Source organism: Burkholderia sp. Ax-1720 (genome assembly GCF_011753035.1).
GTDB classification, from domain to species: domain Bacteria; phylum Pseudomonadota; class Gammaproteobacteria; order Burkholderiales; family Burkholderiaceae; genus Burkholderia; species Burkholderia gladioli.
Map to the genome: position 1 here is coordinate 1 of NZ_VWWK01000124.1, position 22,390 is coordinate 22,390.

The 22,390-nt window shown below is 70.7% G+C and carries 21 protein-coding genes; 17 read left to right on the forward strand and 4 right to left on the reverse strand.

Going from position 1 to position 22,390, the window contains the following annotated elements; genetic code table 11:
• From F3J18_RS37890 to F3J18_RS26285, 5 genes are all read left to right on the forward strand, one after another.
• A partial coding sequence (locus F3J18_RS37890) for a hypothetical protein (protein WP_205195583.1) occupies positions 1-185 on the forward strand: 185 nt, incomplete at its 5' end.
• 138 nt (positions 186-323) lie between these two features.
• Positions 324-2,483, forward strand: coding sequence for a site-specific recombinase (locus F3J18_RS26270; protein WP_166915047.1), 2,160 nt, complete (start codon positions 324-326; stop codon positions 2,481-2,483).
• A 123-nt stretch (positions 2,484-2,606) separates the two neighbouring features.
• Positions 2,607-3,929: a class I SAM-dependent RNA methyltransferase gene (locus tag F3J18_RS26275; RefSeq protein WP_046576909.1), complete on the forward strand. Its 1,323-nt coding sequence runs from the start codon at positions 2,607-2,609 to the stop codon at positions 3,927-3,929.
• 210 nt (positions 3,930-4,139) lie between these two features.
• A complete protein-coding gene (locus tag F3J18_RS26280; protein ID WP_166915049.1) occupies positions 4,140-4,529 on the forward strand; it encodes a VOC family protein in 390 nt (129 codons plus the stop codon).
• A 117-nt stretch (positions 4,530-4,646) separates the two neighbouring features.
• Positions 4,647-5,375 (forward strand): YafY family protein, encoded by a 729-nt coding sequence (locus F3J18_RS26285; RefSeq protein WP_166915050.1) that lies wholly within the window; start codon positions 4,647-4,649, stop codon positions 5,373-5,375.
• A gap of 21 nt (positions 5,376-5,396) precedes the next feature.
• Here the strand turns inward: F3J18_RS26285 and F3J18_RS26290 are convergent, their stop codons facing one another.
• From F3J18_RS26290 to F3J18_RS26300, 3 genes are read right to left on the reverse strand one after another with little or no spacing between them, the layout of a single operon-like run.
• The gene (locus F3J18_RS26290; RefSeq protein ID WP_166915052.1) at positions 5,397-6,851 is read right to left on the reverse strand and encodes an NAD(P)(+) transhydrogenase (Re/Si-specific) subunit beta; all 1,455 of its coding nucleotides are present in this window, start codon (positions 6,849-6,851) and stop codon (positions 5,397-5,399) included.
• Positions 6,848-7,177 carry an NAD(P) transhydrogenase subunit alpha gene (locus tag F3J18_RS26295; RefSeq protein WP_166915054.1) on the reverse strand — a complete coding sequence of 110 codons (330 nt, stop codon included), beginning with the start codon at positions 7,175-7,177 and terminating at the stop codon, positions 6,848-6,850. Before F3J18_RS26295 ends, F3J18_RS26290 begins: the two co-directional genes overlap by 4 nt.
• 13 nt (positions 7,178-7,190) lie before the next feature.
• Positions 7,191-8,333 (reverse strand): Re/Si-specific NAD(P)(+) transhydrogenase subunit alpha, encoded by a 1,143-nt coding sequence (locus F3J18_RS26300; RefSeq protein ID WP_025096760.1) that lies wholly within the window; start codon positions 8,331-8,333, stop codon positions 7,191-7,193.
• Positions 8,334-8,651: 318 nt separating this feature from the next.
• Between F3J18_RS26300 and F3J18_RS26305 the strand changes: the two genes are divergently transcribed.
• From F3J18_RS26305 to F3J18_RS26315, 3 genes are all read left to right on the forward strand, one after another.
• Positions 8,652-9,161 carry an NUDIX hydrolase gene (locus F3J18_RS26305; RefSeq protein ID WP_166915056.1) on the forward strand — a complete coding sequence of 170 codons (510 nt, stop codon included), beginning with the start codon at positions 8,652-8,654 and terminating at the stop codon, positions 9,159-9,161.
• A complete protein-coding gene (gene mnmA / locus F3J18_RS26310) occupies positions 9,158-10,330 on the forward strand; it encodes a tRNA 2-thiouridine(34) synthase MnmA (protein WP_029949237.1) in 1,173 nt (390 codons plus the stop codon). The genes F3J18_RS26305 and mnmA overlap by 4 nt, the downstream gene beginning before the upstream one ends.
• 242 nt (positions 10,331-10,572) lie before the next feature.
• On the forward strand, positions 10,573-12,192 hold the full coding sequence (locus F3J18_RS26315) for an FMN-binding glutamate synthase family protein (protein WP_013696673.1): 1,620 nt from the start codon (positions 10,573-10,575) through the stop codon (positions 12,190-12,192).
• A gap of 112 nt (positions 12,193-12,304) precedes the next feature.
• Here the strand turns inward: F3J18_RS26315 and F3J18_RS26320 are convergent, their stop codons facing one another.
• Positions 12,305-12,919, reverse strand: a complete 615-nt coding sequence (locus F3J18_RS26320; RefSeq protein WP_025096762.1) for a glutathione S-transferase N-terminal domain-containing protein — start codon at positions 12,917-12,919, stop codon at positions 12,305-12,307.
• A gap of 189 nt (positions 12,920-13,108) precedes the next feature.
• Here F3J18_RS26320 and F3J18_RS26325 point away from each other — a divergent pair, with 189 nt between their 5' ends.
• From F3J18_RS26325 to F3J18_RS26365, 9 genes are all read left to right on the forward strand, one after another.
• Positions 13,109-14,518: an aminopeptidase P N-terminal domain-containing protein gene (locus tag F3J18_RS26325; RefSeq protein WP_166915058.1), complete on the forward strand. Its 1,410-nt coding sequence runs from the start codon at positions 13,109-13,111 to the stop codon at positions 14,516-14,518.
• A complete protein-coding gene (locus F3J18_RS26330) occupies positions 14,515-15,714 on the forward strand; it encodes a UbiH/UbiF/VisC/COQ6 family ubiquinone biosynthesis hydroxylase (protein WP_166915060.1) in 1,200 nt (399 codons plus the stop codon). The genes F3J18_RS26325 and F3J18_RS26330 overlap by 4 nt, the downstream gene beginning before the upstream one ends.
• Positions 15,715-15,976: 262 nt before the next feature.
• Complete coding sequence (gene dusB / locus F3J18_RS26335) at positions 15,977-17,020, forward strand: tRNA dihydrouridine synthase DusB (protein ID WP_166915062.1); 1,044 nt, start codon at positions 15,977-15,979, stop codon at positions 17,018-17,020.
• Between the two features lie 4 nt (positions 17,021-17,024).
• Positions 17,025-17,258, forward strand: coding sequence for a Fis family transcriptional regulator (locus tag F3J18_RS26340; RefSeq protein WP_013696668.1), 234 nt, complete (start codon positions 17,025-17,027; stop codon positions 17,256-17,258).
• Positions 17,259-17,328: 70 nt separating this feature from the next.
• On the forward strand, positions 17,329-18,894 hold the full coding sequence (purH, locus tag F3J18_RS26345) for a bifunctional phosphoribosylaminoimidazolecarboxamide formyltransferase/IMP cyclohydrolase (protein WP_025096765.1): 1,566 nt from the start codon (positions 17,329-17,331) through the stop codon (positions 18,892-18,894).
• 175 nt (positions 18,895-19,069) lie between these two features.
• Positions 19,070-19,612, forward strand: coding sequence for a crossover junction endodeoxyribonuclease RuvC (gene ruvC, locus F3J18_RS26350; RefSeq protein ID WP_025096766.1), 543 nt, complete (start codon positions 19,070-19,072; stop codon positions 19,610-19,612).
• A gap of 88 nt (positions 19,613-19,700) precedes the next feature.
• Positions 19,701-20,282 carry a Holliday junction branch migration protein RuvA gene (gene ruvA, locus F3J18_RS26355; protein ID WP_013696665.1) on the forward strand — a complete coding sequence of 194 codons (582 nt, stop codon included), beginning with the start codon at positions 19,701-19,703 and terminating at the stop codon, positions 20,280-20,282.
• Positions 20,283-20,382: 100 nt separating this feature from the next.
• On the forward strand, positions 20,383-21,450 hold the full coding sequence (gene ruvB, locus F3J18_RS26360) for a Holliday junction branch migration DNA helicase RuvB (RefSeq protein WP_013696664.1): 1,068 nt from the start codon (positions 20,383-20,385) through the stop codon (positions 21,448-21,450).
• A 21-nt stretch (positions 21,451-21,471) separates the two neighbouring features.
• A partial coding sequence (locus tag F3J18_RS26365; protein ID WP_166915064.1) for an oxygenase MpaB family protein occupies positions 21,472-22,390 on the forward strand: 919 nt, incomplete at its 3' end.

Below are 22,390 nucleotides of genomic sequence, written 5' to 3' on the forward strand. Positions count from 1 at the left end.
TGCTGCGGCCGTTGCCGGCGCGGTTCGCCGCGCCGCGCGCATCGCCTCCTCCGGCCCTCTCCCTCTCCCGCTGCCTCGAATTCCCCCGAAAAACCCGCCCCGTCGCGGATTTGACAATTCTTGTCATGCCGCGCCGGAACCGCCGTCCGATGCGCCGGTCGGCTTGCCTTTTGCGCGACGATTGACGATCCTAGGCGCCTCCCGGCAAGCTCGACGCGGCGCAACTGCGCGCCGCCGGCGCGGCCGCCCACCGGCGGGCCGCGCGCGGCTTGCGCTGTCCGACGACCTGCGCCGCCATCCGCGGCGCCCGACCGTGCGCTGCCATGTTCCGTTCCCTGACCACCCTCCTGAAGAAATGGCGTGCCTCGCGCAGTGCCAGCCACCAGCTCGACGCGCTGCTGGCCACGGCCGACGCGAACGCGCCGCATGCCGAGCGCAGCGAGTGGCTGATCGAGCTCGCGCACTGGCTGCGCCGCGAGGGCAGCGTGCAGCCGCCGGCCGCCGAACGAGCCGCAGCCGAGGGGGCCGCCGCCGAGCCGCCGCGCGGTTTCACGGCCCACGCGCGGCTGCGCTACGTGCTGCACGTGCTGGACCGCAATCCGGCCTGGAAGGCCAACGTGGCGCGCATGCTGCGCGCGCTGCTGCGCGAGAGCGACGGCATCTCCCTGCTCTGCGACGCCGGCATGCCGGTGCATTCCGGTTTCTTCGGCGCGCTGTTCGAGCGCATCGACGCCTCGCTGATCCCGCCCGCGCCGAACCGGCGCGAGCTGGCCGCGCTGTTTACGCTGATGTTCCCGGCGCCGTCCGACGCGGCCTGGATCGACGCGCTGCCCGAGGACCTGCTCGCGCGCCTGCAGGCGCTGTTCGCCTACGAGATCACCGAGACCGAGCGCCATGAGCCCGGCTCCTTCTCGCGCGACCTGCTGGCCGCGCTGCACAACCTGACCCTGCAGATCAGCTCGACCGGTCTGTCGCAGACGGTGCGCAGCCGGCTGTCGGGCGACGAGGCGCGCAAGCCCGCCGAGGCCCAGCCCTTCTACCGCCTGACGCGCGCCATGCTGGCGGTGGAGAGCGCGCAGGCCGCGCTGGAAGACGGCGGCCCGGGTGGTTCGGGCGGCGAGGCCAGCAAGCTGCTGCACGAGGTCAACTACCTGCGCGTGCTGCTCGACGAATGCCGGCAATCGGCCGACGAGGTCTCGGCGCACCTGTACCGCAACGGCGTGTCGGTCGACATCGTGTTCCAGGTCGAGCGCATGCGCATGCGCATCCACCGCGCCGAATCGCTGCTCAACGCCTGGATGGCGCGCGACGAGCCGCGCGGCCTGGCGCGCCTGACGGCCGAGCTGGTGGACGCCAACCAGAACAGCCAGAGCGTCTCGCACCTGGTGCGCAGCAACTTCTCGCTGTTCGCGCGCAAGCTGGTGGAGACCAATGCCGATACCGGCGAGCACTACATCACGCGCGGCCGCGCCGACTACCTGAAGATGATGCGCATGGCCGCCGGCGGCGGCCTGGTGACGGTCGCCACCGTCTGCGTGAAGTTCTGGATCACCGGCGCGCACCTGCAGTCGATGATCGAGGGCTTCCTGGCCGGCATCAACTACGCGGCCAGCTTCACGCTGATGCACTTCCTGCACTTCACGCTGGCCACCAAGCAGCCGGCGATGACCGCGCCGACGCTGGCGCGCGAGCTCGACGACATCGGCCACGAGGAGGGCGTGAAGCGCTTCGTGGCCTCGGTGGTGGCGCTGATCCGCACCCAGGCGGCCGCCATCGCCGGCAACGTGCTGGTGGTGCTGCCGGTGTGCCTGGCCGTGCAGCTCGGCGCCCACGCCCTGCTGCATGCCGACGTGATCTCGGCCGACAAGGCCCACGCCACGCTGCGCTCGTTCGCGCTGCTCGGCCCCACGCCGATCTACGCGGCGCTGACCGGCGTGCTGCTGTGGGCCTCCAGCCTGATCGCCGGCTGGGCCGACAACTGGTTCGTGCTGCATCGGGTGGGCGACGCGATCGCCTATCACCGGCGCCTGCGCCTCACGCTCGGCGTGAGCGGCGCGGCGCGCCTGGCGAGGTTCTGCAAGAGCAACGTGGCCGGGGTGGTCGGCAACGTCGGGCTGGGCATGATGCTCGGGCTGGTGCCGGCCATCGTCAGCGCCTTCGCGTTCGGTTTCGAGGTGCGCCACGTGACGCTCTCGGCCGGCTCGATCGGCGTGGCGCTGGGCGTGCTCGGCAAGCCCGCGCTGGCCTCGGGCGAACTCTGGTGGGCGACGGCCGGCGTGCTGTCGATGGCGGTGCTCAACGTGGCCGTCAGCTTCGCGCTGGCCTTCACCATGGCGGTGCGTTCGCGCGCGCTGCGGCCGACCAAGGTGCGCGCGCTGATCGGCGCGATCTGGCGCGCGGTGCGCGCCGATCCGATGAGCCTCATCTGGCCGCGCGCCGCGCGCGGCCCGCACGAGGCCGCGTCGGGACCAGGCGCGCACTGAGGTCGGACGGCCCCGTCGGCGCGCGCGCCGACGCCCGGCCGGCGGCATCGCGCGATCGCGCCCCTTGGCGGCTTGCCGAGCCGCGTACAATGTCGGCTTTTGCACGCGCCGTCCCGCCCCCCTATGTCCTCCTCTGATTTCGATTTCTTCGCTCCCTGCCCGCGCGGGCTCGAAGCCGCGCTCGCGGCCGAGCTGGCCGAGATCGGCGCGCGCCGCACCGGCGGCGCACCGCTCGATGTCGGCGCCCAGGTGCCGGGCGGCGTCCATTTCCGCGGCGGCTGGACCGCCGGCATGGCCGCCAACCTGCATTCGCGTGTCGCCAGCCGGGTGCTGCTGAAGATCGCCGAGCGCGCCTACCGCAACGAGCAGGATGTCTATGCGCTGGCGCTCGAGCAGGGCTGGGAGCGCTGGTTCGCCTCGACCCAGACGCTGCGGGTGGACATCACCGCCATCAAGTCGCCGCTCAAGAGCCTCGAATTCGCCACGCTGCGCGTCAAGGACGCGATCTGCGACCGGCTGCGCGAGAAGACCGGCTCGCGCCCGAGCATCGACACCGCGATGCCCGACGTGCGCGTGTTCGCCTTCCTGACCGCCAACCAGTGCACGCTCTACCTCGACACCTCGGGCGAGCCGCTGTTCAAGCGCGGCTGGCGCCTCGACAAGGGCGCGGCACCCCTGCGCGAGAACCTCGCTGCCGGCATCCTGCGCCTGGCCGGCTGGACCCCCGAGCTGCCGCTCTACGACCCGATGTGTGGCAGCGGCACCTTCCTGGCCGAGGCCGCCCAGATCGCGCTGGACGTCGCCCCCGGCGTGGAGCGCCGCTTCGGCTTCGAGAAGCTCAAGCAGTACGACATCACCGCCTGGCAGACCCTCAAGGTCGGCGCGATGGACGCCAAGCGCGCCGCGCGCGGCCGCCGCGACGCGCTGCCCGTGTACGGCAGCGACATCTCGGGCGACATGCTCGACAAGGCGCGCGCCAACCTGGAGCGCGCCGGCGCGCCGGGCGTCTCGCTCAAGCAGGTGGACGCGCGCTTCATGGCGCCGCCCTGCGACGCGCCGGGCCTGATCATCGCCAATCCGCCCTATGGCGAGCGGATCGAGGTGCGCGGGCGCAGCGCGCGCGGCGAGGTACGCGAGACGGGCCGCAACCGCGGCGCCGACGATGCCTTCCGCCGCACCCACACCGATGCGCCCGACGGCGAGTTCTTCGCCGCGCTCGGCACCGCGCTCAAGCAGCGCTTCACGGGCTGGCAGGCCTTCCTGCTGAGCTCGGATCGCTCGCTGCCGGGCCAGCTGCGCCTGCGCGAATCGGCCAAGACGCCGCTGTTCAACGGCGCGCTCGAATGCCGGCTGTTCCGCTTCGACGTGGTGGCCGGCAGCGTGCGGCAGCGGCCGGCCGGCGAGGCTGGCGCCGGCGCGGACAACGCCGGGGCGGGCCAGGACTGATGCCTGGACCGGCGCCCGAAAGGCGTCGCGCATGACACGACAGGGCCGGAATTTCCGGCCCTGTCGCTTTTCGTGAGCCCGCCGCGGCGGCGCGCGGGCCGCGGCCATGCTGCCGGCTGCTGACAGCACGCTGTCAGCAGGGGCCCCGCACACTGCGTCTCACCGCATCGGCTGCGATGCGAACCACCCCGCCCCCTCCAGGAGACGCAGATGAACACCGCCACCACCACCCGCGCGATCAGCTGGTTCGAGATCCCCACCCACGATCTCGATCGCGCCACGCGCTTCTACGAAACCCTGCTCGACAAGCGCCTGAAGCGCGAGAACTTCGGCGGCTCGCTGCTCGCGATCTTCGAGCACGACGACGGCCAGACCGGCGGCGCGCTGGTGCAGGACCCGCTCGGCAGCAAGCCGGCCGCGGCCGGCCCGGTGCTCTACCTCGAGGCCGGCGAATCGGCGCAGGCCGCGCTGGAACGCGCCCGGCGCGCCGGCGGCATCGTCGAGGGCGCGGTGATCGAGCTGCCGCGCGAGATCGGCTACATCGCCTACGTGCTCGACACCGAAGGCAACCGCATCGGCCTGCACGCGCGGGGCCGATGAGCCGCTCCGGAGCCGCCCGGCACCGACTTTGGCACCTCAACCGGCCCAGACCGTGCCGGGCGCGCCGGGCGGCGCTATCATCGCCGCACCACCCTCGCGCCCGCTTGCCTCGTCACCATGACCCGTCGCGCCGACCGCCTGTTCCAGATCGCCGAGCTGCTGCGCGGCCGCCGCCTGACCACCGCGCAGCAGCTCGCGGAATGGATGTCGGTGTCGCTGCGCACCGTCTATCGTGACGTGCGCGACCTGCAGCTCTCGGGCGTGCCGATCGAGGGGGAGGCCGGCATCGGCTACCGCCTGGACCGCTCGGCCAGCCTGCCGCCGCTCACGTTTACGGCCGACGAGCTGGCCGCGCTGGCGGCCGGCGCGCGCATGCTCGAATCCTGGGGCGGCGCGCGCTTCGCCGGCGGCGCCCGCTCGGCGCTGGCCAAGATCGCCTCGGCGATGCCGGCCGACAAGCGCATCGTGCTGGACCGGCTGCCGGTGTTCGCGCCCTCGCAGCGCGTGGACGCCACCTATTCGCAAACCATGGACGTGCTGCACCACGCGCTCGACGAGCGGCGCGTGGTGCATTTCCAGTACCGGGACAAGCAGGATGCGGCCAGCGAGCGGCGCATCTGGCCGCTCGGGCTGGTGTATTGGGGCGGCCAGTGGACGCTGTCGGCCTGGTGCGAGCTGCGTGGCGACTTCCGCAACTTCGACGTGGCCCGCATCCGGGAGCCGAGCGTCCACGAGGTCCATCCCGATCTCGACGGGCGCCGGCTGGCCGATTTCCTGCGCATCGCCCATCGCGAATGCGGGCAGGACCTGGACGGCAAGGCCCGGCGCGGCGGCCGGGCCGGATAAGGCCGGCGACGCCGGCGCGCCCTACTCGACCGCCTTCACCATGTCCTCGACCACCTTCTTGGCGTCGCCGAACACCATCATGGTCTTGTCCATGTAGAACAGCTCGTTGTCGAGCCCGGCGTAGCCGGAAGCCATCGAGCGCTTGTTGACGATCACGGTGCGCGCCTTGTAGGCCTCGAGGATCGGCATGCCCGCGATCGGCGATTTCGGATCGTTCTTCGCCGCCGGGTTGACCACGTCGTTGGCGCCGAGCACCAGCACCACGTCGGTCTGCCCGAACTCGTTGTTGATGTCCTCCATCTCGTAGACCAGGTCGTAGGGCACCTCGGCCTCGGCGAGCAGCACGTTCATGTGCCCCGGCATGCGCCCGGCCACCGGATGGATCGCGTAGCGCACGTCGATGCCCTTGGCGATCAGCTTGTCGGTCAGCTCCTTGAGGGCGTGCTGGGCACGCGCCACCGCCAGCCCGTAGCCGGGCACGATCACCACCGTCTCGGCATTGCCGAGCATGAAGGCGGCATCGTCGGCCGAGCCCGACTTCACCGGCCGCTGCTCCTTCGCGCCGCCCGCCTCGGCACCGCCCGCCTCGCCGCCGAAGCCGCCGAGGATGACGTTGAAGAAGGAGCGGTTCATGGCGTGGCACATGATGTAGGACAGGATCGCGCCCGACGAGCCGACCAGCGAGCCCGCGATGATCAGCATCGGGTTGTTCAGCGAGAAGCCGATCCCGGCCGCGGCCCATCCGGAGTACGAATTGAGCATCGACACCACCACCGGCATGTCCGCGCCGCCGATCGGGATGATGATCAGCACCCCGAGCGCGAAGGCGATCGCGGTCATCACGATGAAGGGCAGCCAGGATTGCGTCAGGAAGAACAGGATGCCGAAGCCGAGCATGCCGATCGCCAGCATCAGGTTGATCAGGTGCTGGCCGGCATAGACCACCGGCGCGCCCTGGAACAGCCTGAACTTGTACTTGCCCGAGAGCTTGCCGAAGGCGATCACCGAACCGGAGAAGGTGATCGCGCCGACGAAGGTGCCGATGAACAGCTCGATGCGGTTGCCGTAGGGGATGAAGTTGGCCGCGGCCGCGTCCTGCGGCACCAGGCCGAAGGCTTCCGGCTCGGCCACCACGGCATAGGCGATGCAGACCGCCGCCAGGCCGATCAGCGAGTGCATCGCGGCCACCAGCTCGGGCATCTTGGTCATCTCGACGCGCGCGGCCACGTAGGCGCCCACCGCGCCGCCGACCACCAGCGCGCCGAGCACCAGGGCCAGGCCGAGCGGCAGGTTGGCGCCGAGCCAGGCGGCCTGCCTGGCGATCAGCGCGATCGTGGTGAGGATCGCGATCGCCATCCCGACCATGCCGAACAGGTTGCCGCGCCGCGCGCTCTTCGGGTTCGACAGGCCCTTGAGCGCCTGGATGAAGCAGACCGAGGCGAGCAGGTACAGCAGGGTGACCAGGTTCAGGCTCATCGCGCGCCCTCCTTGCCCTCGCCGGCCACGCGTTTCGGTTCCTTCTTCCTGAACATCTCCAGCATGCGCCGGGTGACCAGGAAGCCGCCGAACACGTTGACCGCCGCCAGCGCCACCGCCACCGTGCCGAACACCTTGCCGGTGGTGCCCACCGTGAGCGCCGCGGCCAGCATCGCGCCGACGATCACGATCGCCGAGATCGCGTTGGTGACGGCCATCAGCGGCGTGTGCAGCGCCGGCGTCACGTTCCAGACCACGTGGTAGCCCACATAGACGGCCAGCACGAAGATGATCAGGTTGATCACCGTGTGATTGATCAATTCCATCGCGGCCTTCCCCTTACTTGCGCACGACCTCGCCGTCGCGACACAGCAGCGTCGCGGCGACGATGTCGTCGTCCATGTCGATGTTCAAGGCGCCTTCCTTCGTCACGATCAGCTTGAGGAAGTCGGCGAGATTGCGCGCGTAGAGCGCCGAGGCGTCGGCGCCGACCTGCGCGGCGAGATTGGTGTGGCCGGCGATGGTCACGCCGTGCACCTTCACCACCTGGTCGGCCACCGTCAGCGGGCAGTTGCCGCCGCGACGGCCGTCGGCGTTCTCGGGCCCGCGCCCGGCGGCCAGGTCGACGATCACCGCGCCCGGCTTCATGGCGGCCACCGTGTCGGCCTGGATCAGGGTCGGCGCGGGCCGCCCCGGGATCAGCGCCGTGCTGATCACGATGTCGGCCTGCTTCGCCCGTTCGTGCACCAGGGCTGCCTGGCGCGCCAGCCACGACGGCGGCATCGGCCGCGCGTAGCCGCCGGTACCCTGGGCGGCCTCGCGCTCCTCGTCGGTCTCGAAGGGCACGTCGACGAACTTCGCGCCGAGCGACTCGATCTGCTCCTTCACCGCCGGGCGCACGTCGGAAGCCTCGATCACGGCGCCCAGCCGCTTGGCGGTGGCGATCGCCTGCAGGCCCGCCACGCCGGCGCCGAGCACCAGCACGCGGGCGGCCTTCACGGTGCCCGCGGCGGTCATCAGCATCGGCAGGAAGCGCGGATAGAGCGCGGCGGCCACCAGCACCGCCTTGTAGCCGGCGATATTGGCCTGCGAGGACAGCACGTCCAGGCTCTGCGCGCGCGTGGTGCGCGGCGCGGCCTCCAGCGCGAAGCCGGTCACGCCGGCCGCGGCGAGTCGCGCGGCCTGTTCGGCATTGAAGGGATCGAGCATGCCGACCAGCACCGCGCCGCGCTTCATCTGCGGCAATTCGTCGCTGTCTGGCGCCTGCACCTTCAGCACGATCTCGGCGGCATAGGCGGCGGCGCGCTCGCCGAGCGTGGCGCCGGCCGCGGCATAGGCCTCGTCGGGGAAGCTGGCGGCCGCCCCGGCGCCGCGCTCGACGCAGACCGAGTGGCCGGCCGCCACGTATTTCTTCACGGTTTCCGGCGTCGCGGCTACGCGCGCCTCGTTCGCCCGCGTCTCGGCAGGCACTCCGATAAGCATCGTGATCCCTCCAGCTTGCGTTCTGATTCTTGGTTTCGACGGCAAGGCGAGCCGGGGAAGCGACGACCGGCTCGAAGGCAACGGCAGATTCCACGCGCCAATGTACCCGAAAGCGCCGGGCGCGCCGAGATCCGGCCCTTTCCCGGTGGACAAACCGTGCCGGATCGTCCAGGCACGGCGCGCGGCGCTGAAAACGGGGCGGCATCGATGCCGGGCGCGAGCCGGCGACGGGCGCCGCGCCGCATCGGCGACGACGCGCCGCGCGAGGCTCGCCCGGGGTTCGGCAGCCGCGCCCGCCAACCGGTAAAATGCACGCCCATGAAACCCGAACTCTGGACCCCGCACGTCACGGTGGCCGCGATCGTCGAGCGCGACGGCCGTTTCCTGCTGATCGAGGAACACACCTCGGGCGGCCTGCGGCTCAACCAGCCGGCCGGCCATCTCGAGGCCGGCGAGACGCTGGTCGACGCCGTGATCCGCGAAACCCTCGAGGAAACCGCGCATCCGTTCGAGCCGCAGGCGCTGGTGGGCGTCTACCAGACGCATTTCGAGCGGCCCGCCAAGGGCGGCGCGACCTACCTGCGCTTCACCTTCTGCGGGCGGGCCGGCGAGGCCGTCGCAGGGCAGGCGCTCGACGAGGGCATCGTCCGCACGCTGTGGATGACGGCCGAGGAGCTGCGCGCCGCCGAGGACCGCCATCGCACGCCCGCGGTGATGCGCTGCGTCGACGACTACCTCGCCGGTCGCCGCGTGCCGCTGGAGTTCGTCCATACGCATTCCGTCGCGCCCTATCGCGCGACGCCCGAACATCAGGCTGTCAGCAAATGAAGAAGCAACGTGTCGTGGTCGGCATGTCGGGCGGTGTCGATTCGTCGGTCACCGCGTGGCTGCTCAAGGAACAGGGTTACGACGTGGTCGGCCTGTTCATGAAGAACTGGGAAGACGATGACGACGGCGAGTACTGCTCGACGCGCCAGGACTGGATCGACGTGGTGTCGGTGGCGGACCTGATCGGCATCGACGTGGAAGCCGTCAACTTCGCCGCCGAGTACAAGGACCGCGTGTTCGCGGAGTTCCTGCGCGAGTACTCCGCCGGGCGCACGCCGAACCCGGACGTGCTCTGCAATGCCGAGATCAAGTTCAAGGCCTTCCTCGACCACGCCATGTCGCTGGGCGCCGAGACCATCGCCACCGGCCACTACGCACGCGTGCGCGAACGCGAGGGCCGCTTCGAGCTGCTCAAGGCCTTCGACCACACCAAGGACCAGTCCTACTTCCTGCACCGGCTGAACCAGGCGCAACTGTCGAAGACGCTGTTCCCGCTCGGCGAGATGCCGAAGACGCGGGTGCGCGAGATCGCCGAGCAGATCGGCCTGCCGAACGCGAAGAAGAAGGATTCGACCGGCATCTGCTTCATCGGCGAGCGCCCGTTCCGCGATTTCCTGAACCGCTACCTGCCGACCAGGCCGGGGCCGATGAAGACGCCCGACGGCAAGCGCGTCGGCGAGCATATCGGGCTGGCCTTCTACACCTTCGGCCAGCGCAAGGGCATCGGCCTGGGCGGCAGCAAGGACGGCAGCGGCGAACCCTGGTTCGTGGCCGGCAAGGACATCGCCTCGAACACGCTCTACGTCGCGCAGGGCCACGAGCATCCCTGGCTGCTGTCGCGCGAGCTGGTGGCGGGCAACGTCAGCTGGGTGGCCGGCGAGCCGCCCGCCGACGGCTTCGCCTGCGGCGCGAAAACGCGCTACCGCCAGGCCGACGCGCCCTGCTCCTTCGCCCGCGCGAAGGCCGGCGAAGCGGGCGAGGCGCGCTTCTCGCTCGGTTTCGACACGCCACAATGGGCCGTCACGCCGGGCCAGTCGGCGGTGCTCTACGACGGCGAGATCTGCCTGGGCGGCGGCATCATCGAATCGGTCGCGACCGGCCAGCCGGGCTCGGCCGAGGCGGTCACCGCGGCGCGCGCGCACGAACTGGCGAGCGGCCTGGCGAGCTGAGCGCCGCGCCGGCCGACCCGGGCAACCGGGGCCGGCAGCGCCCGCGCGGAAAGCGCCAAGCTTTCAATCGCCTTCAAAGAGGGCACGCTTCGAGGCGCGCTGACACATTCTCGGTTTAGACTTGCGGCACGCGACAATCGGTCGCTGATCGGTGGCAGCCCCACCGGCGGCCTGCCTCGCGCGCCGCCAGCCGCAGGGCCGGCGGCGGCATGGCGGCCAACCGAAGAACAAGGAATCCCCCCATGTTTGCAAGACGTTATCTCGCGATGTGGTGCGCGACGCTCGCGCTCGTGCTGCTCGTCGTCCTCGCCTCGGCCCACCTGATCGCCTGGCCCTGGTGCCTGATCCCCGCCGCCTTCGTCGCGCTCGGCCTCTACGACCTGAAACAGGATCATCACGCGATCCTGCGGAACTACCCGCTCTGGGGCCACTTCCGCTTCATGTTCGAGTTCATCCGCCCCGAGATCCGCCAGTATTTCGTCGAGGACGACACCGACGAGAAGCCCTTCTCGCGCGCGCAGCGCAGCGTGGTCTACCAGCGCGCCAAGAACGTCGCCGACAACCGGCCCTACGGCACCGAGCTCAACGTCAAGGCCACCGCGCACGAATGGATCAGCCACTCGCTGGCGCCGACCAAGCTCGCCAACCACGACTTCCGGATCCGCGTCGGCGCGAGCCGCGCCCAGCCCTACGACATCTCGATCTTCAACATCTCGGCGATGAGCTTCGGCTCGCTGTCGGCCAACGCGATCCGCTCGCTCAACCTGGGCGCGAAGAAGGGCGGTTTCGCGCACGACACCGGCGAGGGCTCGCTGTCGAAGTACCACCGCGAGCACGGCGGCGACATCATCTGGGAAATCGCCTCCGGTTACTTCGGATGCCGTAACGACGACGGCAGCTTCAATCCCGACAAGTTCGCCAGGCAGGCGGCCGACCCGCAGGTCAAGATGATCGAGGTGAAGCTCTCGCAGGGCGCCAAGCCGGGCCACGGCGGGGTGCTGCCGGCCGCCAAGATCACCCCCGAGATCGCAGAGACGCGCGGCGTGCCGATGGGCAAGGACTGCATCTCGCCGGCCACCCATTCGGAGTTCTCGACGCCGCGCGGCCTGCTCGAATTCGTCGAGCGGCTGCGCACGCTCTCGGGCGGCAAGCCGACCGGCTTCAAGCTCTGCATCGGCCATCCCTGGGAATTCTTCGGCATCGCCAAGGCCATGCTCGAGACCGGCATCGTGCCCGACTTCATCGTGGTGGACGGCGCCGAGGGCGGCACCGGCGCGGCGCCGCTCGAATTCACCGACCACGTGGGCGTGCCGCTGCAGGAAGGCCTGCTGCTGGTGCACAACACCCTGGTGGGGATCGGCCTGCGCGAGCGCGTGAAGATCGGCGCGAGCGGCAAGATCATCACCGCCTTCGACGTGGCGCGCACGCTGGCGATCGGCGCGGACTGGGTCAACTCGGCGCGCGGCTTCATGTTCGCGGTCGGCTGCATCCAGGCCCAGACCTGCCATACCGGCCGCTGCCCGACCGGCGTGGCGACCCAGGACGAGGTGCGCCAGCGCGCGCTGGTGGTGCCCGACAAGTCCGAGCGCGTCTACAACTTCCACCGCAACACGCTGCATGCGCTGCAGGAACTGGTGCAGGCCGCCGGCCTCGCGCATCCGGCCGACCTGCGCGCGCATCACATCGTGCAGCGCATCGCGCCGCACGAGGTCCGGCTGATGTCGCAACTGCTCAAGTACGTGAAGCCGGGCGCGCTGCTCGGCGGCGAGAAGCTCGGCCTCACGCTCTACGACACCTGGTGGCCGGTGTCGCGCAGCGATACCTTCACGATCGGCGACGCCGCCTACGCGGCCTACGATTGAGCCTCGGCCGGCGCTGGCCTCGAGCGCCGGCGCTGGCGCGCATGCATGAAAAAAACGCCCCGCCGGCTGATCCCGGCGGGGCGTTCTTGCTGACGGGCGGCAAGCTCGCGACTCAGTCCTGCGGCACCGTGTCGATGAAGGTCTGGCGCTGCGAGAGCTTCTGGTAGTGCTTGTCGAGATTGGGATGGCGTTCGCGCCAGCCCAGCTCCGGCATGCGGAAATCGAGATAACCGAGCGCGCAGCCGAGCGTGACGTCGGCCAGCGTGTAGTGGTTGCCGGCGCACCACGGCTTGCCGCCGAGGCCCTGCGACATGGCCACCAGGCCGTCGTCGATCTTGCGCTGCTGGCGCGCGATCCAGGCCTCGCTGCGCTGCTCGGGGGTGCGCTGCACGTTCTCGATGCGGATCCCGACCGAGGCGTCGAGCACGCCGTCGCCGAGCGCCTCCCAGCACCGCACCTCGACGCGTTCGCGGCCCGAGGCCGGGATCAGCTTGCCGACCGGCGACAGCGTGTCGACGTATTCGCAGATCACGCGCGAATCGAACACGGCCGCGCCGTCCTCCATCACCAGGCACGGCACCTTGCCGAGCGGATTGGCGGCGTGGATCGTGGTGTCGTTTGCCCACACGTTCTCGAGTTCCAGCTTGTAGTCGATCTTCTTTTCGGCGAGCACGATACGCGCCTTGCGCACGTAAGGGCTGCTGAGCGAACCGATGAGTTTCATCATCCTGCCTGAAATGTAAATAGCGCCCGAGAGTATACGTCGTCGGCGATCATAACCGGGCCTGCCGGCTGTCCGCCAAGTCGGCCATCCGGCCTGTGGATCGGATGCAACAGCCGCCGGGCGCCATTTGGCGGCCCGCGCGGCGGTGCCGGGCAGCGGGCGCGGCGCCCGCCACAGCGCTACAATCGCGCCATGAACGCCGCCACCGAAACCGCCCTCGCCCCCGACGTCTACCGCCAGCGCCGTGCGCGCGTGCTCGCCGCGCTGCGCGCCTCGGGCGGCGGCGTCGCGATCGTCCCCACCGCCCAGGAAGTGATGCGCAACCGCGATGCCGGCTATCCGTTCCGGCACGACAGCTACTTCTATTACCTGAGCGGCTTCTGCGAACCCGACGCGCTGCTGGTGCTCGACGCGAGCGCCGCCGAGGGCGAGCCGCAATCGATCCTGTTCTGTCGTGCGAAACATCCCGAGCGCGAGATCTGGGAAGGTTTCCACTACGGGCCCGAAGCCGCGCGCGAGGCCTTCGGCTTCGACGCCGCCTTCCCCAACGACGCGCTCGACGCCGAGCTGCCGCGCCTGCTGGCCGACGCGGGCGCGGTGCACTACCGCTTCGGCGCCTCGCCCGAGCTCGAGCGCAAGCTCGCCGGCTGGCTCGACGCGGTGCGCGCCAAGGCCCGCTCGGGCGTGGCCGCGCCGGCCTCCGCCCACGATCTCGCGCCGCTGCTCGACGAGATGCGGCTGGTGAAGGACGCCCACGAGCAGGCCATCATGCGCCGCGCCGCCAGCATCTCGGCCAGCGCCCATCGGCGCGCGATGGCGGCCACGCGCCCCGGCATTCGCGAATACGAGATCGAGGCCGAGCTGCTGCACGAATTCCGCCGCCACGGCTCGGCCGGCCCCGCCTATGGCTCGATCGTCGCGGCCGGCGCCAATGCCTGCGTGCTGCACTACCCGGCCGGCAACGCGGTGGCGCGCGACGGCGACCTGATCCTGATCGACGCGGCCTGCGAACTGGAGGGCTACGCCTCCGACATCACCCGCACCTTTCCCGCCAACGGCAGATTCTCGGGCCCGCAGCGCGCGCTCTACGACATCGTGCTGGCCGCGCAGGCCGCCGCCGCCGCGGCCACGCGCCCCGGCGTGCCCTTCGAGGCGCCGCACGAGGCGGCGGTGCGCGTGCTCGCGCAGGGCCTGCTCGACACCGGCATCGTGCCGAAGTCGCGCTTTGCTAGCGTCGACGACGTGATCGCCGAGCGCGCCTACGCGCGCTTCTACATGCACCGCACCGGCCACTGGCTCGGCATGGACGTGCACGATTGCGGCGACTACCGCCAGCGCGACGCCGAGCGCGACGCGCAGGGCATGCTGCCGTGGCGCTCGCTGCGCGAGGGCATGGCGCTGACCATCGAGCCGGGCCTCTACGTGCGCGCGGCCGACGACGTGCCGGCCGAATTCCACGACATCGGCATCCGCATCGAGGACGACGCCTTCGTGACGGCCGACGGCTGCGAGCTGATCACGCGCGAGGTGCCGGTGGCGGCCGACGAGATCGAGGCGCTGATGCGCGACGCCCGCGGCAGCTCGGGCACGCTCGCGCAATGACGCCGGCTTCCACCACCCACGCCCCGTTCGACGCCGATATCGCCATCGTCGGCGCGGGCCCGGTCGGGCTCGCGCTGGCCGGCTGGCTGGCGCGGCGCAGCGCGACGCAGGCGCTGTCGACGGTGCTGGTCGATGCGCGCGATCCCTCGGCGAGCCTCGGCGACCCGCGCGCGATCGCGGTCTCGCACGGCAGCCGCGTGCTGCTCGGCGCGCTCGGCTGGCCCGCCGACGCGACGCCGATCCGCCATATCCACGTCTCGCAGCGCGGCCACTTCGGCCGCACCCTGATCGACCGCGATGAACACGGCGTCGATGCGCTCGGTTACGTGGCGCGCTACGGCTCGCTGGTCGACACGCTGGCGCGCGCGGTGCGCGGCACCCGCGTGCAATGGCTGACCTCGACCAGCGCGCGCGCGCCGCAGCAGGACGCCGAGGGCGTGACGGTCACGCTGGACACCCCGCAGGGCGAGCGCGTGCTGCGCGTGCGCACGCTGGTCAACGCCGAGGGCGGCCTGTTCCAGGACACGCCGCGCGACGGCGACGGCGGCACGCGCCATCGCCGCGACTACGCGCAGACGGCGATCGTCGGCACGGTGAGCGTCTCGGCGCCGAAGCCGAACGTGGCCTGGGAACGCTTCACCGCCGAAGGCCCGCTCGCGCTGCTGCCCACCGGCGGCGCCGGCCAGGCCGACTACGCGCTGGTCTGGTGCTGCTCGCCCGCCGAGGCCGCGCGCCGCGCGACGCTGCCCGACGAGGCCTTCCTCGAGGAACTGGGCATCGCCTTCGGCGAGCGCATGGGCCGCTTCACGCGCATCGTCGGCCGCGCGGCCTTCCCACTCGGGCTGGCCGCCGCGCCGACCCTGGTCAAGGGCCGCATCGCGATCGTCGGCAACGCCGCCCAGACGCTGCACCCGGTGGCCGGCCAGGGCCTGAACCTGGGCCTGCGCGACGCGCACACGCTGGTGGACGCGATCTCCGAACATGGCGCCACGCCGCTCGCGCTGGCCGCCTTCAACACGCGTCGCGCGCTCGACCGCCGCCTCACGATCGGCGCGACCGATACGCTGGCGCGCCTGTTTACGGTCGAATCGCGCGCGCTCGGGGCGCTGCGCGGCGCCGCGCTGAGCGCGCTCGAGTTCGTGCCGCCGCTCAAGACGGCGATCGCGCGCCAGATGATGTTCGGCCAGCGGCGCTGAACCCGCGGCGGGACCGTGCAGGGCCATTCGCGGCGAGGCGGGCCGCCCGGCGCGGATCCGCCCCGATTTCCCGGCCGCGTGCGCAGCGCGGCTTTCGCCGCCCGCCATGGCTCGCCGTCACCGCGATTTCATCAAAGCTTCATCGCGATTTGACGCTAGTCGACAATTGCGCCCGCCCGGCCCCGCGCCCGCTTACGGTAAAATGCGCGTTTTCCCTCCGCCCGATCCCGGCCCGCGCCCACGCGCGGGCGCTGCCATTGCGATGCCCGTTCTCGGCTCTCACATCCTGCGCAACAACCTGTTCGTCGCCCCCATGGCCGGCGTCACGGACCGCCCGTTCCGCCAGCTCTGCAAGCGGCTCGGGGCCGGCTACGCCGTCTCCGAGATGGTCGCCTCCAACGCCCAGCTCTGGAAGAGCGAGAAGACCATGCGGCGCGCCAACCACGCCGGCGAGGTCGAGCCGATCGCCGTGCAGATCGCCGGCGCCGATCCGGCCATGATGGCCGAGGCGGCGCGCTACAACGTCGCCAACGGCGCGCAGATCATCGACATCAACATGGGCTGCCCGGCCAAGAAGGTCTGCAACGTCGCGGCCGGCTCGGCCCTGCTGCAGAACGAGCCGCTGGTGGTGCGGATCGTCTCGGCGGTGGTGGCGGCGGTCGGCAGCGGGCCCGACGCGGTGCCCGTCACGCTGAAGATCCGCACCGGCTGGGACCGCGACCACAAGAACGCGCTGACCATCGCGCGCCTGGCCGAGGAGGCAGGCATCTCGATGCTGACCGTGCACGGCCGCACCCGCGCCGACCTCTACCGCGGCGAGGCCGAATACGAGACCATCGCCGCCGTGAAGGCCTCGGTGAAGATCCCGGTGGTCGCCAACGGCGACATCACCTCGCCGCGCAAGGCACGCGCCGTGCTCGACGCCACCGGCGCCGACGCGCTGATGATCGGTCGCGCCGCGCAAGGCCGGCCCTGGTTGTTCCGCGAAATCGATCATTTCCTGCAAACCGGCGAAACCCTGCCGGCGCCGAGCGTCGACGAGATCCAGCAACTGCTCAACGAGCACCTCGAGGATCACTACGCGTTCTACGGTGAATTTACCGGCGTACGTACTGCGCGCAAGCACATCGGCTGGTACACTCGCGGCCTTTCGGGCGCCAACGCATTCCGGCATCGGATGAACACGCTCGATACCACACGCGAACAGCTTGCCGCCGTCAACGACTACTTCGACGCGCAGCGCGCCCTGTCCGATCATCTCGTCTATGTCGACGACGAGGACAGCGCAACCGACCCTATTCAATAGCAGCATGAGCAAGCACAACATCGAACAATGTGTCCGCGACAGCCTGGACGTGTATTTCCGGGATCTCGACGGCTCCAATCCGCATGACGTCTACGACATGGTGATGTCCTGCGTCGAGAAGCCGATGCTCGAGGTGGTGCTCGAACAGGCGGGCGGCAACCAGTCGCTCGCCGCCGAGTACCTCGGCATCAACCGCAACACCTTGCGCAAGAAGCTGCAGCAGCACGGGCTGCTGTAGTCCGGCGGGCTCGCTCGCGCGGCCGCTTCGTTCCCGTTTTCCTGGCTATTGGCTACTGGTGCTCCCCATCATGATCAAGCAAGCGCTCCTCTCCGTTTCGGATAAAACCGGCATCGTCGAATTCGCGACGGCCCTCTCGCAGCAGGGCGTCAAGCTGCTGTCGACGGGCGGCACCGCGAAACTGCTCGCCGAGGCGGGCCTCCCGGTGACCGAAGTGGCCGACTACACCGGCTTCCCCGAAATGCTCGACGGGCGCGTGAAGACGCTGCACCCGAAGGTGCACGGCGGGATCCTGGCGCGCCGCGACCTGCCCGAGCACATGCAGGCGCTCGACGCGCACGGCATCCCGACCATCGACCTGCTGGTGGTGAACCTGTACCCGTTCGTCGCGACCATCGCCAAGGACGACTGCACGCTGGCCGACGCGATCGAGAACATCGACATCGGCGGCCCGACCATGCTCCGCTCGGCCGCGAAGAACCATCGCGACGTGACGGTGATCGTCGACCCGGCCGACTACGCCGTGGTGCTCGACGAGATGAAGGCCAACGGCAACACGGTCGGCTACCCGACCAACTTCCGTCTCGCCACCAAGGTGTTCGCGCATACCGCGCAATACGACGGCGCGATCACCAACTACCTGACCAGCCTGACCGAGGAGCTGCAGCACGCCACGCGCCAGCCCTACCCGGCCACGCTGAACCTGGCCTTCGACAAGGTGCAGGACCTGCGCTACGGCGAGAACCCGCACCAGAGCGCCGCGTTCTACCGTGACCTGGCCGCGCCGGCCGGGTCGCTCGCGAACTACAGCCAGTTGCAGGGCAAGGAACTGTCCTACAACAACATCGCCGATTCCGATGCGGCCTGGGAATGCGTGAAGACCTTCGACGTCCCGGCCTGCGTGATCATCAAGCACGCCAACCCGTGCGGCGTGGCGCTCGGCGCGGATGCGGCCGAAGCCTATGCCAAGGCCTTCCAGACCGATCCGACCTCGGCCTTCGGCGGCATCATCGCGTTCAACCGCGAGGTGGACGAAGCCGCCGCGCAGGCGGTGGCCAAGCAGTTCGTCGAAGTGCTGATCGCGCCGTCCTTCTCGGCCGCGGCGCGCCAGGTGTTCGCCGCCAAGCAGAACGTGCGCCTGCTCGAGATCGCGCTGGGCGACGGCTTCAACGCCTTCGACCTGAAGCGCGTGGGCGGCGGCCTGCTGGTGCAGTCGCTCGACTCGCGCAACGTGCAGCCCGACGAGCTGCGCGTGGTCACCAAGCGCCAGCCGACCCCGAAGGAACTCGGCGACCTGCTGTTCGCCTGGCGCGTCGCCAAGTTCGTCAAGTCGAACGCGATCGTGTTCTGCGGCAACGGCATGACGCTAGGCGTCGGCGCCGGCCAGATGAGCCGCGTCGACTCGGCGCGCATCGCCGGCATCAAGGCGCAGAACGCGGGCCTCACGCTGGCCGGCTCGGCGGTCGCCTCGGACGCCTTCTTCCCGTTCCGCGACGGCCTCGACGTGGTGGTGGCCGCCGGCGCGACCGCGGTGATCCACCCGGGCGGCTCGATGCGCGACGACGAAGTGATCGCGGCGGCCGACGAACACGGCATCGCGATGGTGCTGACCGGCATCCGCCACTTCCGCCACTGATCGCGCGCCTTCGGGCGCCCGCCCGGCGCACTGGCGCCGAGGCACGAAACGGCGGCCGGGCCCTGCCCCGCCGCCGTTTTTCATGCCCGACCGACGGTCATTCGCCTGCCGTGCCGGCGATCGTTGTACCATCGCCCCATCCACGGCCTTTCCTCCCGCTCCCCATCCGTTCTTCATGCGTATCATCGGCATCGACCCCGGCCTGCGCGTCACCGGCTTCGGCGTGATCGACGTGCAGGGCAGCCGGCTCGCCTACGTGACGAGCGGCGTGATCCGCACCCCGACCGCCGAACTCTCGGTGCGCCTGGGCACCATCTTCGACGGCGTCTCGACCCTGGTGCGCGAGTACCGGCCCGACCAGTCGGCGATCGAGAAGGTGTTCGTCAACGTCAATCCGCAATCCACCCTGCTGCTCGGCCAGGCCCGCGGCGCGGCGATCTGCGGCCTGGTGGCGGGCGGCCTGGCGGTGGCCGAATACACGCCCACCCAGCTGAAGCAGGCGGTGGTCGGCTACGGCCGCGCCACCAAGGAGCAGATGCAGCAGATGGTGGTGCGCCTGCTCGGCCTGTCGGGGCTGCCCGGCACCGACGCGGCCGACGCGCTCGGCATGGCGATCTGCCATGCGAATGCCGGCGACGCGCTCGCCACGCTCGGCGGCCTGGCCCCGACGCTCGGCAAGAAGGGCTATCGCGTGCGGCGCGGCCGGCTGGTCGGCTGAAGCCGCCGCGGCGCGTACCGCGCCTGCGCCTGCGCCTGCGCCTGCGCTACACTCGCGCTTTCCGTCCCTCCTCGTTCCCGCCCTCGCCATGATCGGTCGCATTGCCGGCACCCTGCTCGAAAAGAATCCGCCCCACCTGCTCGTGGACTGCAACGGCGTCGGCTACGAGCTCGACGTGCCGATGAGCACCTTCTACAACCTGCCGCACACGGGCGAGCGCGTGGTGCTGCTCACCCAGTTGATCGTGCGCGAGGATGCCCACCTGCTGTACGGCTTCCTGACCCCGCAGGAGCGCACCACCTTCCGCGAGCTGCTGAAGATCAGCGGGATCGGCGCGCGCATGGCGCTGGCCGTGCTCTCGGGCATGAGCGTGCAGGAGCTCTCGCAGGTGGTCACCCTGCAGGACAGCGCGCGCCTCACGCGCCTGCCCGGCATCGGCAAGAAGACCGCCGAGCGCCTGCTGCTGGAGCTCAAGGGCAAGCTCGGCGCCGATCTCGGCGAACTGGCCGGCCAGGCCTCGCAGTCGGACCACGCGGCCGACATCCTCAACGCGCTGCTCGCGCTCGGTTATTCGGAAAAGGAAGCGCTGGCCGCGATCAAGAACGTGCCGGCCGGCACCGGCGTGTCCGACGGCATCAAGCTCTCGCTGAAGGCGCTCTCGAAGGCCTGAGGCGGCGGCACGAATCCACGGCTTCGCGGCGCCGGCGGCGGCGCGCGGGTCGGCCGCTCGGCCGATTCTTGGGCGGCAGGCCGCGCGGTACAATGCGCCCATGATCGAAACCGACAAACTCGCCGGCGAACGCGTGATCGCCGCCACGCCCGCCTCGTCGCACGAGGAGGCGTTCGAACGCGCGCTGCGCCCGCGCCAGCTCGACGAATACGTCGGCCAGGAAAAGGTGCGCGGCCAGCTCGAGATCTTCATCGAGGCCGCCAAGCGCCGCTCGGAAGCGCTCGACCACGTGCTGCTGTTCGGCCCGCCGGGCCTGGGCAAGACCACGCTCGCGCACATCATCGCGCGCGAGATGGGGGTGAACCTGCGACAGACCTCGGGCCCGGTGCTGGAGCGCCCGGGCGACCTGGCCGCCCTGCTCACCAACCTCGAAGCCAACGACGTGCTGTTCATCGACGAGATCCACCGGCTCTCGCCGGTGGTCGAGGAAATCCTGTACCCGGCGCTCGAGGACTACCAGATCGACATCATGATCGGCGAGGGGCCGGCCGCGCGCAGCGTCAAGCTCGACCTGCAGCCCTTCACCCTGGTCGGCGCGACCACCCGCGCCGGCATGCTGACCAATCCGCTGCGCGACCGCTTCGGGATCGTCGCGCGGCTGGAGTTCTACGACGCGGGGCAACTGTCGCGGATCGTCCAGCGCTCGGCCTCGCTGCTGCAGGCCCGCATCGATCCGCAAGGCGCGCTCGAGATCGCGCGCCGCTCGCGCGGCACGCCGCGGATCGCCAACCGCCTGCTGCGCCGCGTGCGCGACTACGCCGAGGTCAAGGCCGACGGCGCGATCACCGCCGAGGTGGCCGATGCCGCGCTGGCGATGCTCGATGTCGATCCGGTCGGCTTCGACCTGATGGACCGCAAGCTGCTCGAGGCGATCCTGCACAAGTTCGACGGCGGCCCGGTCGGCGTCGATAACCTGGCCGCGGCGATCGGCGAGGAACGCGACACCATCGAGGACGTGCTCGAGCCCTACCTGATCCAGCAGGGTTTCCTGCAGCGCACGCCGCGCGGGCGAGTCGCCACCCTGCTGACCTACCGGCACTTCGGCCTGCCGGTGCCCGACACCGGCAGCCCCGCGCACGGCGTGCCCGACGCCGACCAGCCGCGCTAGCCGGGCAACGGGAGCCGAGAGATGTCCGAGCCGCCGCGTGAACCCAGCACCAGCGCCCCCGGACATCGGCTCGCCGAGCGGCTGCGCCGCCATCTCGCGGGCGGCATCACCCTGCTCACCTCGGGCGGCGGCGGCCCGAGCATCGATTTTTCCTCCCCGCCCGGCGATCCGGGGCTGTTCGGCCCCGAGGCCGTCTGCTGGCGCGTGCATGGCGACTTCACCTCGATGATGGCGGGCGGCATCGCCGCGCTGCTGCTGCAGGCCCTGCATCCGCTGGCGCTGGCCGGCGTCTGGGATCATTCGAGCTTTCGCACCGACATCCTCGGCCGGCTGCGCCGCACCGCCACCTTCGTCGCCGGCACCACCTTCGGCAGCCAGGCCGACGCGCTGGGCCTGATCGCGCGCGTCAGGTCGATCCACGACGGCGTGACGGGCACGGCGCCGGACGGCAGGCCCTATCGCGCCAGCGACCCGGCTCTCCTGACCTGGGTGCACGTGGCCGAGGTGTCGAGCTTCATGGCCGCGCACCTGCGCTACGTGAATCCCGCCCTGGGCGGCGAGGAACAGGACCGCTACTACGCCGAGACGGCGCGCATCGCGATGCTGCTGGGTGCCGGGCAGGTGCCGGTCTCGCGCGCCGAGATCCGCGCCTATCTCGAACGAATGCGCGGCGAACTGATCGCCAGCGAGCGCACCCATGAAGTGATTCGCGTGCTGCGCGACACGCCGGTGCCGCGCCCCTCGATGCGGCCGGCGCTGCGCCTGCTGTTCCATGCCGGCGTCGACCTGCTGCCCGACTGGGCGCAGGTCCAGCTCGGGCTCGCTTCGCTGGCACCGGTCCGGCGCGTGGTCGCGCGACCGGGCGTGAGGCTGGTCGCGCCGGTGCTGCGCTGGGCGCTCGTCAACGGCGCCTCGCGGCGCGCGCGACGGCGCGTGGCGG

Bases quoted from the DNA above. Each gene is read 5' to 3' on its own strand.
- F3J18_RS26270 (WP_166915047.1), top strand. From the start codon at position 324: ATGTTCCGTTCCCTGACCACCCTCCTGAAGAAATGGCGTGCCTCGCGC.
- F3J18_RS26275 (WP_046576909.1), top strand. From the start codon at position 2,607: ATGTCCTCCTCTGATTTCGATTTCTTCGCTCCCTGCCCGCGCGGGCTC.
- F3J18_RS26280 (WP_166915049.1), top strand. From the start codon at position 4,140: ATGAACACCGCCACCACCACCCGCGCGATCAGCTGGTTCGAGATCCCC.
- F3J18_RS26285 (WP_166915050.1), top strand. From the start codon at position 4,647: ATGACCCGTCGCGCCGACCGCCTGTTCCAGATCGCCGAGCTGCTGCGC.
- F3J18_RS26290 (WP_166915052.1), bottom strand. From the start codon at position 6,851: ATGAGCCTGAACCTGGTCACCCTGCTGTACCTGCTCGCCTCGGTCTGC.
- F3J18_RS26295 (WP_166915054.1), bottom strand. From the start codon at position 7,177: ATGGAATTGATCAATCACACGGTGATCAACCTGATCATCTTCGTGCTG.
- F3J18_RS26300 (WP_025096760.1), bottom strand. From the start codon at position 8,333: ATGCTTATCGGAGTGCCTGCCGAGACGCGGGCGAACGAGGCGCGCGTA.
- F3J18_RS26305 (WP_166915056.1), top strand. From the start codon at position 8,652: ATGAAACCCGAACTCTGGACCCCGCACGTCACGGTGGCCGCGATCGTC.
- mnmA (WP_029949237.1), top strand. From the start codon at position 9,158: ATGAAGAAGCAACGTGTCGTGGTCGGCATGTCGGGCGGTGTCGATTCG.
- F3J18_RS26315 (WP_013696673.1), top strand. From the start codon at position 10,573: ATGTTTGCAAGACGTTATCTCGCGATGTGGTGCGCGACGCTCGCGCTC.
- F3J18_RS26320 (WP_025096762.1), bottom strand. From the start codon at position 12,919: ATGATGAAACTCATCGGTTCGCTCAGCAGCCCTTACGTGCGCAAGGCG.
- F3J18_RS26325 (WP_166915058.1), top strand. From the start codon at position 13,109: ATGAACGCCGCCACCGAAACCGCCCTCGCCCCCGACGTCTACCGCCAG.
- F3J18_RS26330 (WP_166915060.1), top strand. From the start codon at position 14,515: ATGACGCCGGCTTCCACCACCCACGCCCCGTTCGACGCCGATATCGCC.
- dusB (WP_166915062.1), top strand. From the start codon at position 15,977: ATGCCCGTTCTCGGCTCTCACATCCTGCGCAACAACCTGTTCGTCGCC.
- F3J18_RS26340 (WP_013696668.1), top strand. From the start codon at position 17,025: ATGAGCAAGCACAACATCGAACAATGTGTCCGCGACAGCCTGGACGTG.
- purH (WP_025096765.1), top strand. From the start codon at position 17,329: ATGATCAAGCAAGCGCTCCTCTCCGTTTCGGATAAAACCGGCATCGTC.
- ruvC (WP_025096766.1), top strand. From the start codon at position 19,070: ATGCGTATCATCGGCATCGACCCCGGCCTGCGCGTCACCGGCTTCGGC.
- ruvA (WP_013696665.1), top strand. From the start codon at position 19,701: ATGATCGGTCGCATTGCCGGCACCCTGCTCGAAAAGAATCCGCCCCAC.
- ruvB (WP_013696664.1), top strand. From the start codon at position 20,383: ATGATCGAAACCGACAAACTCGCCGGCGAACGCGTGATCGCCGCCACG.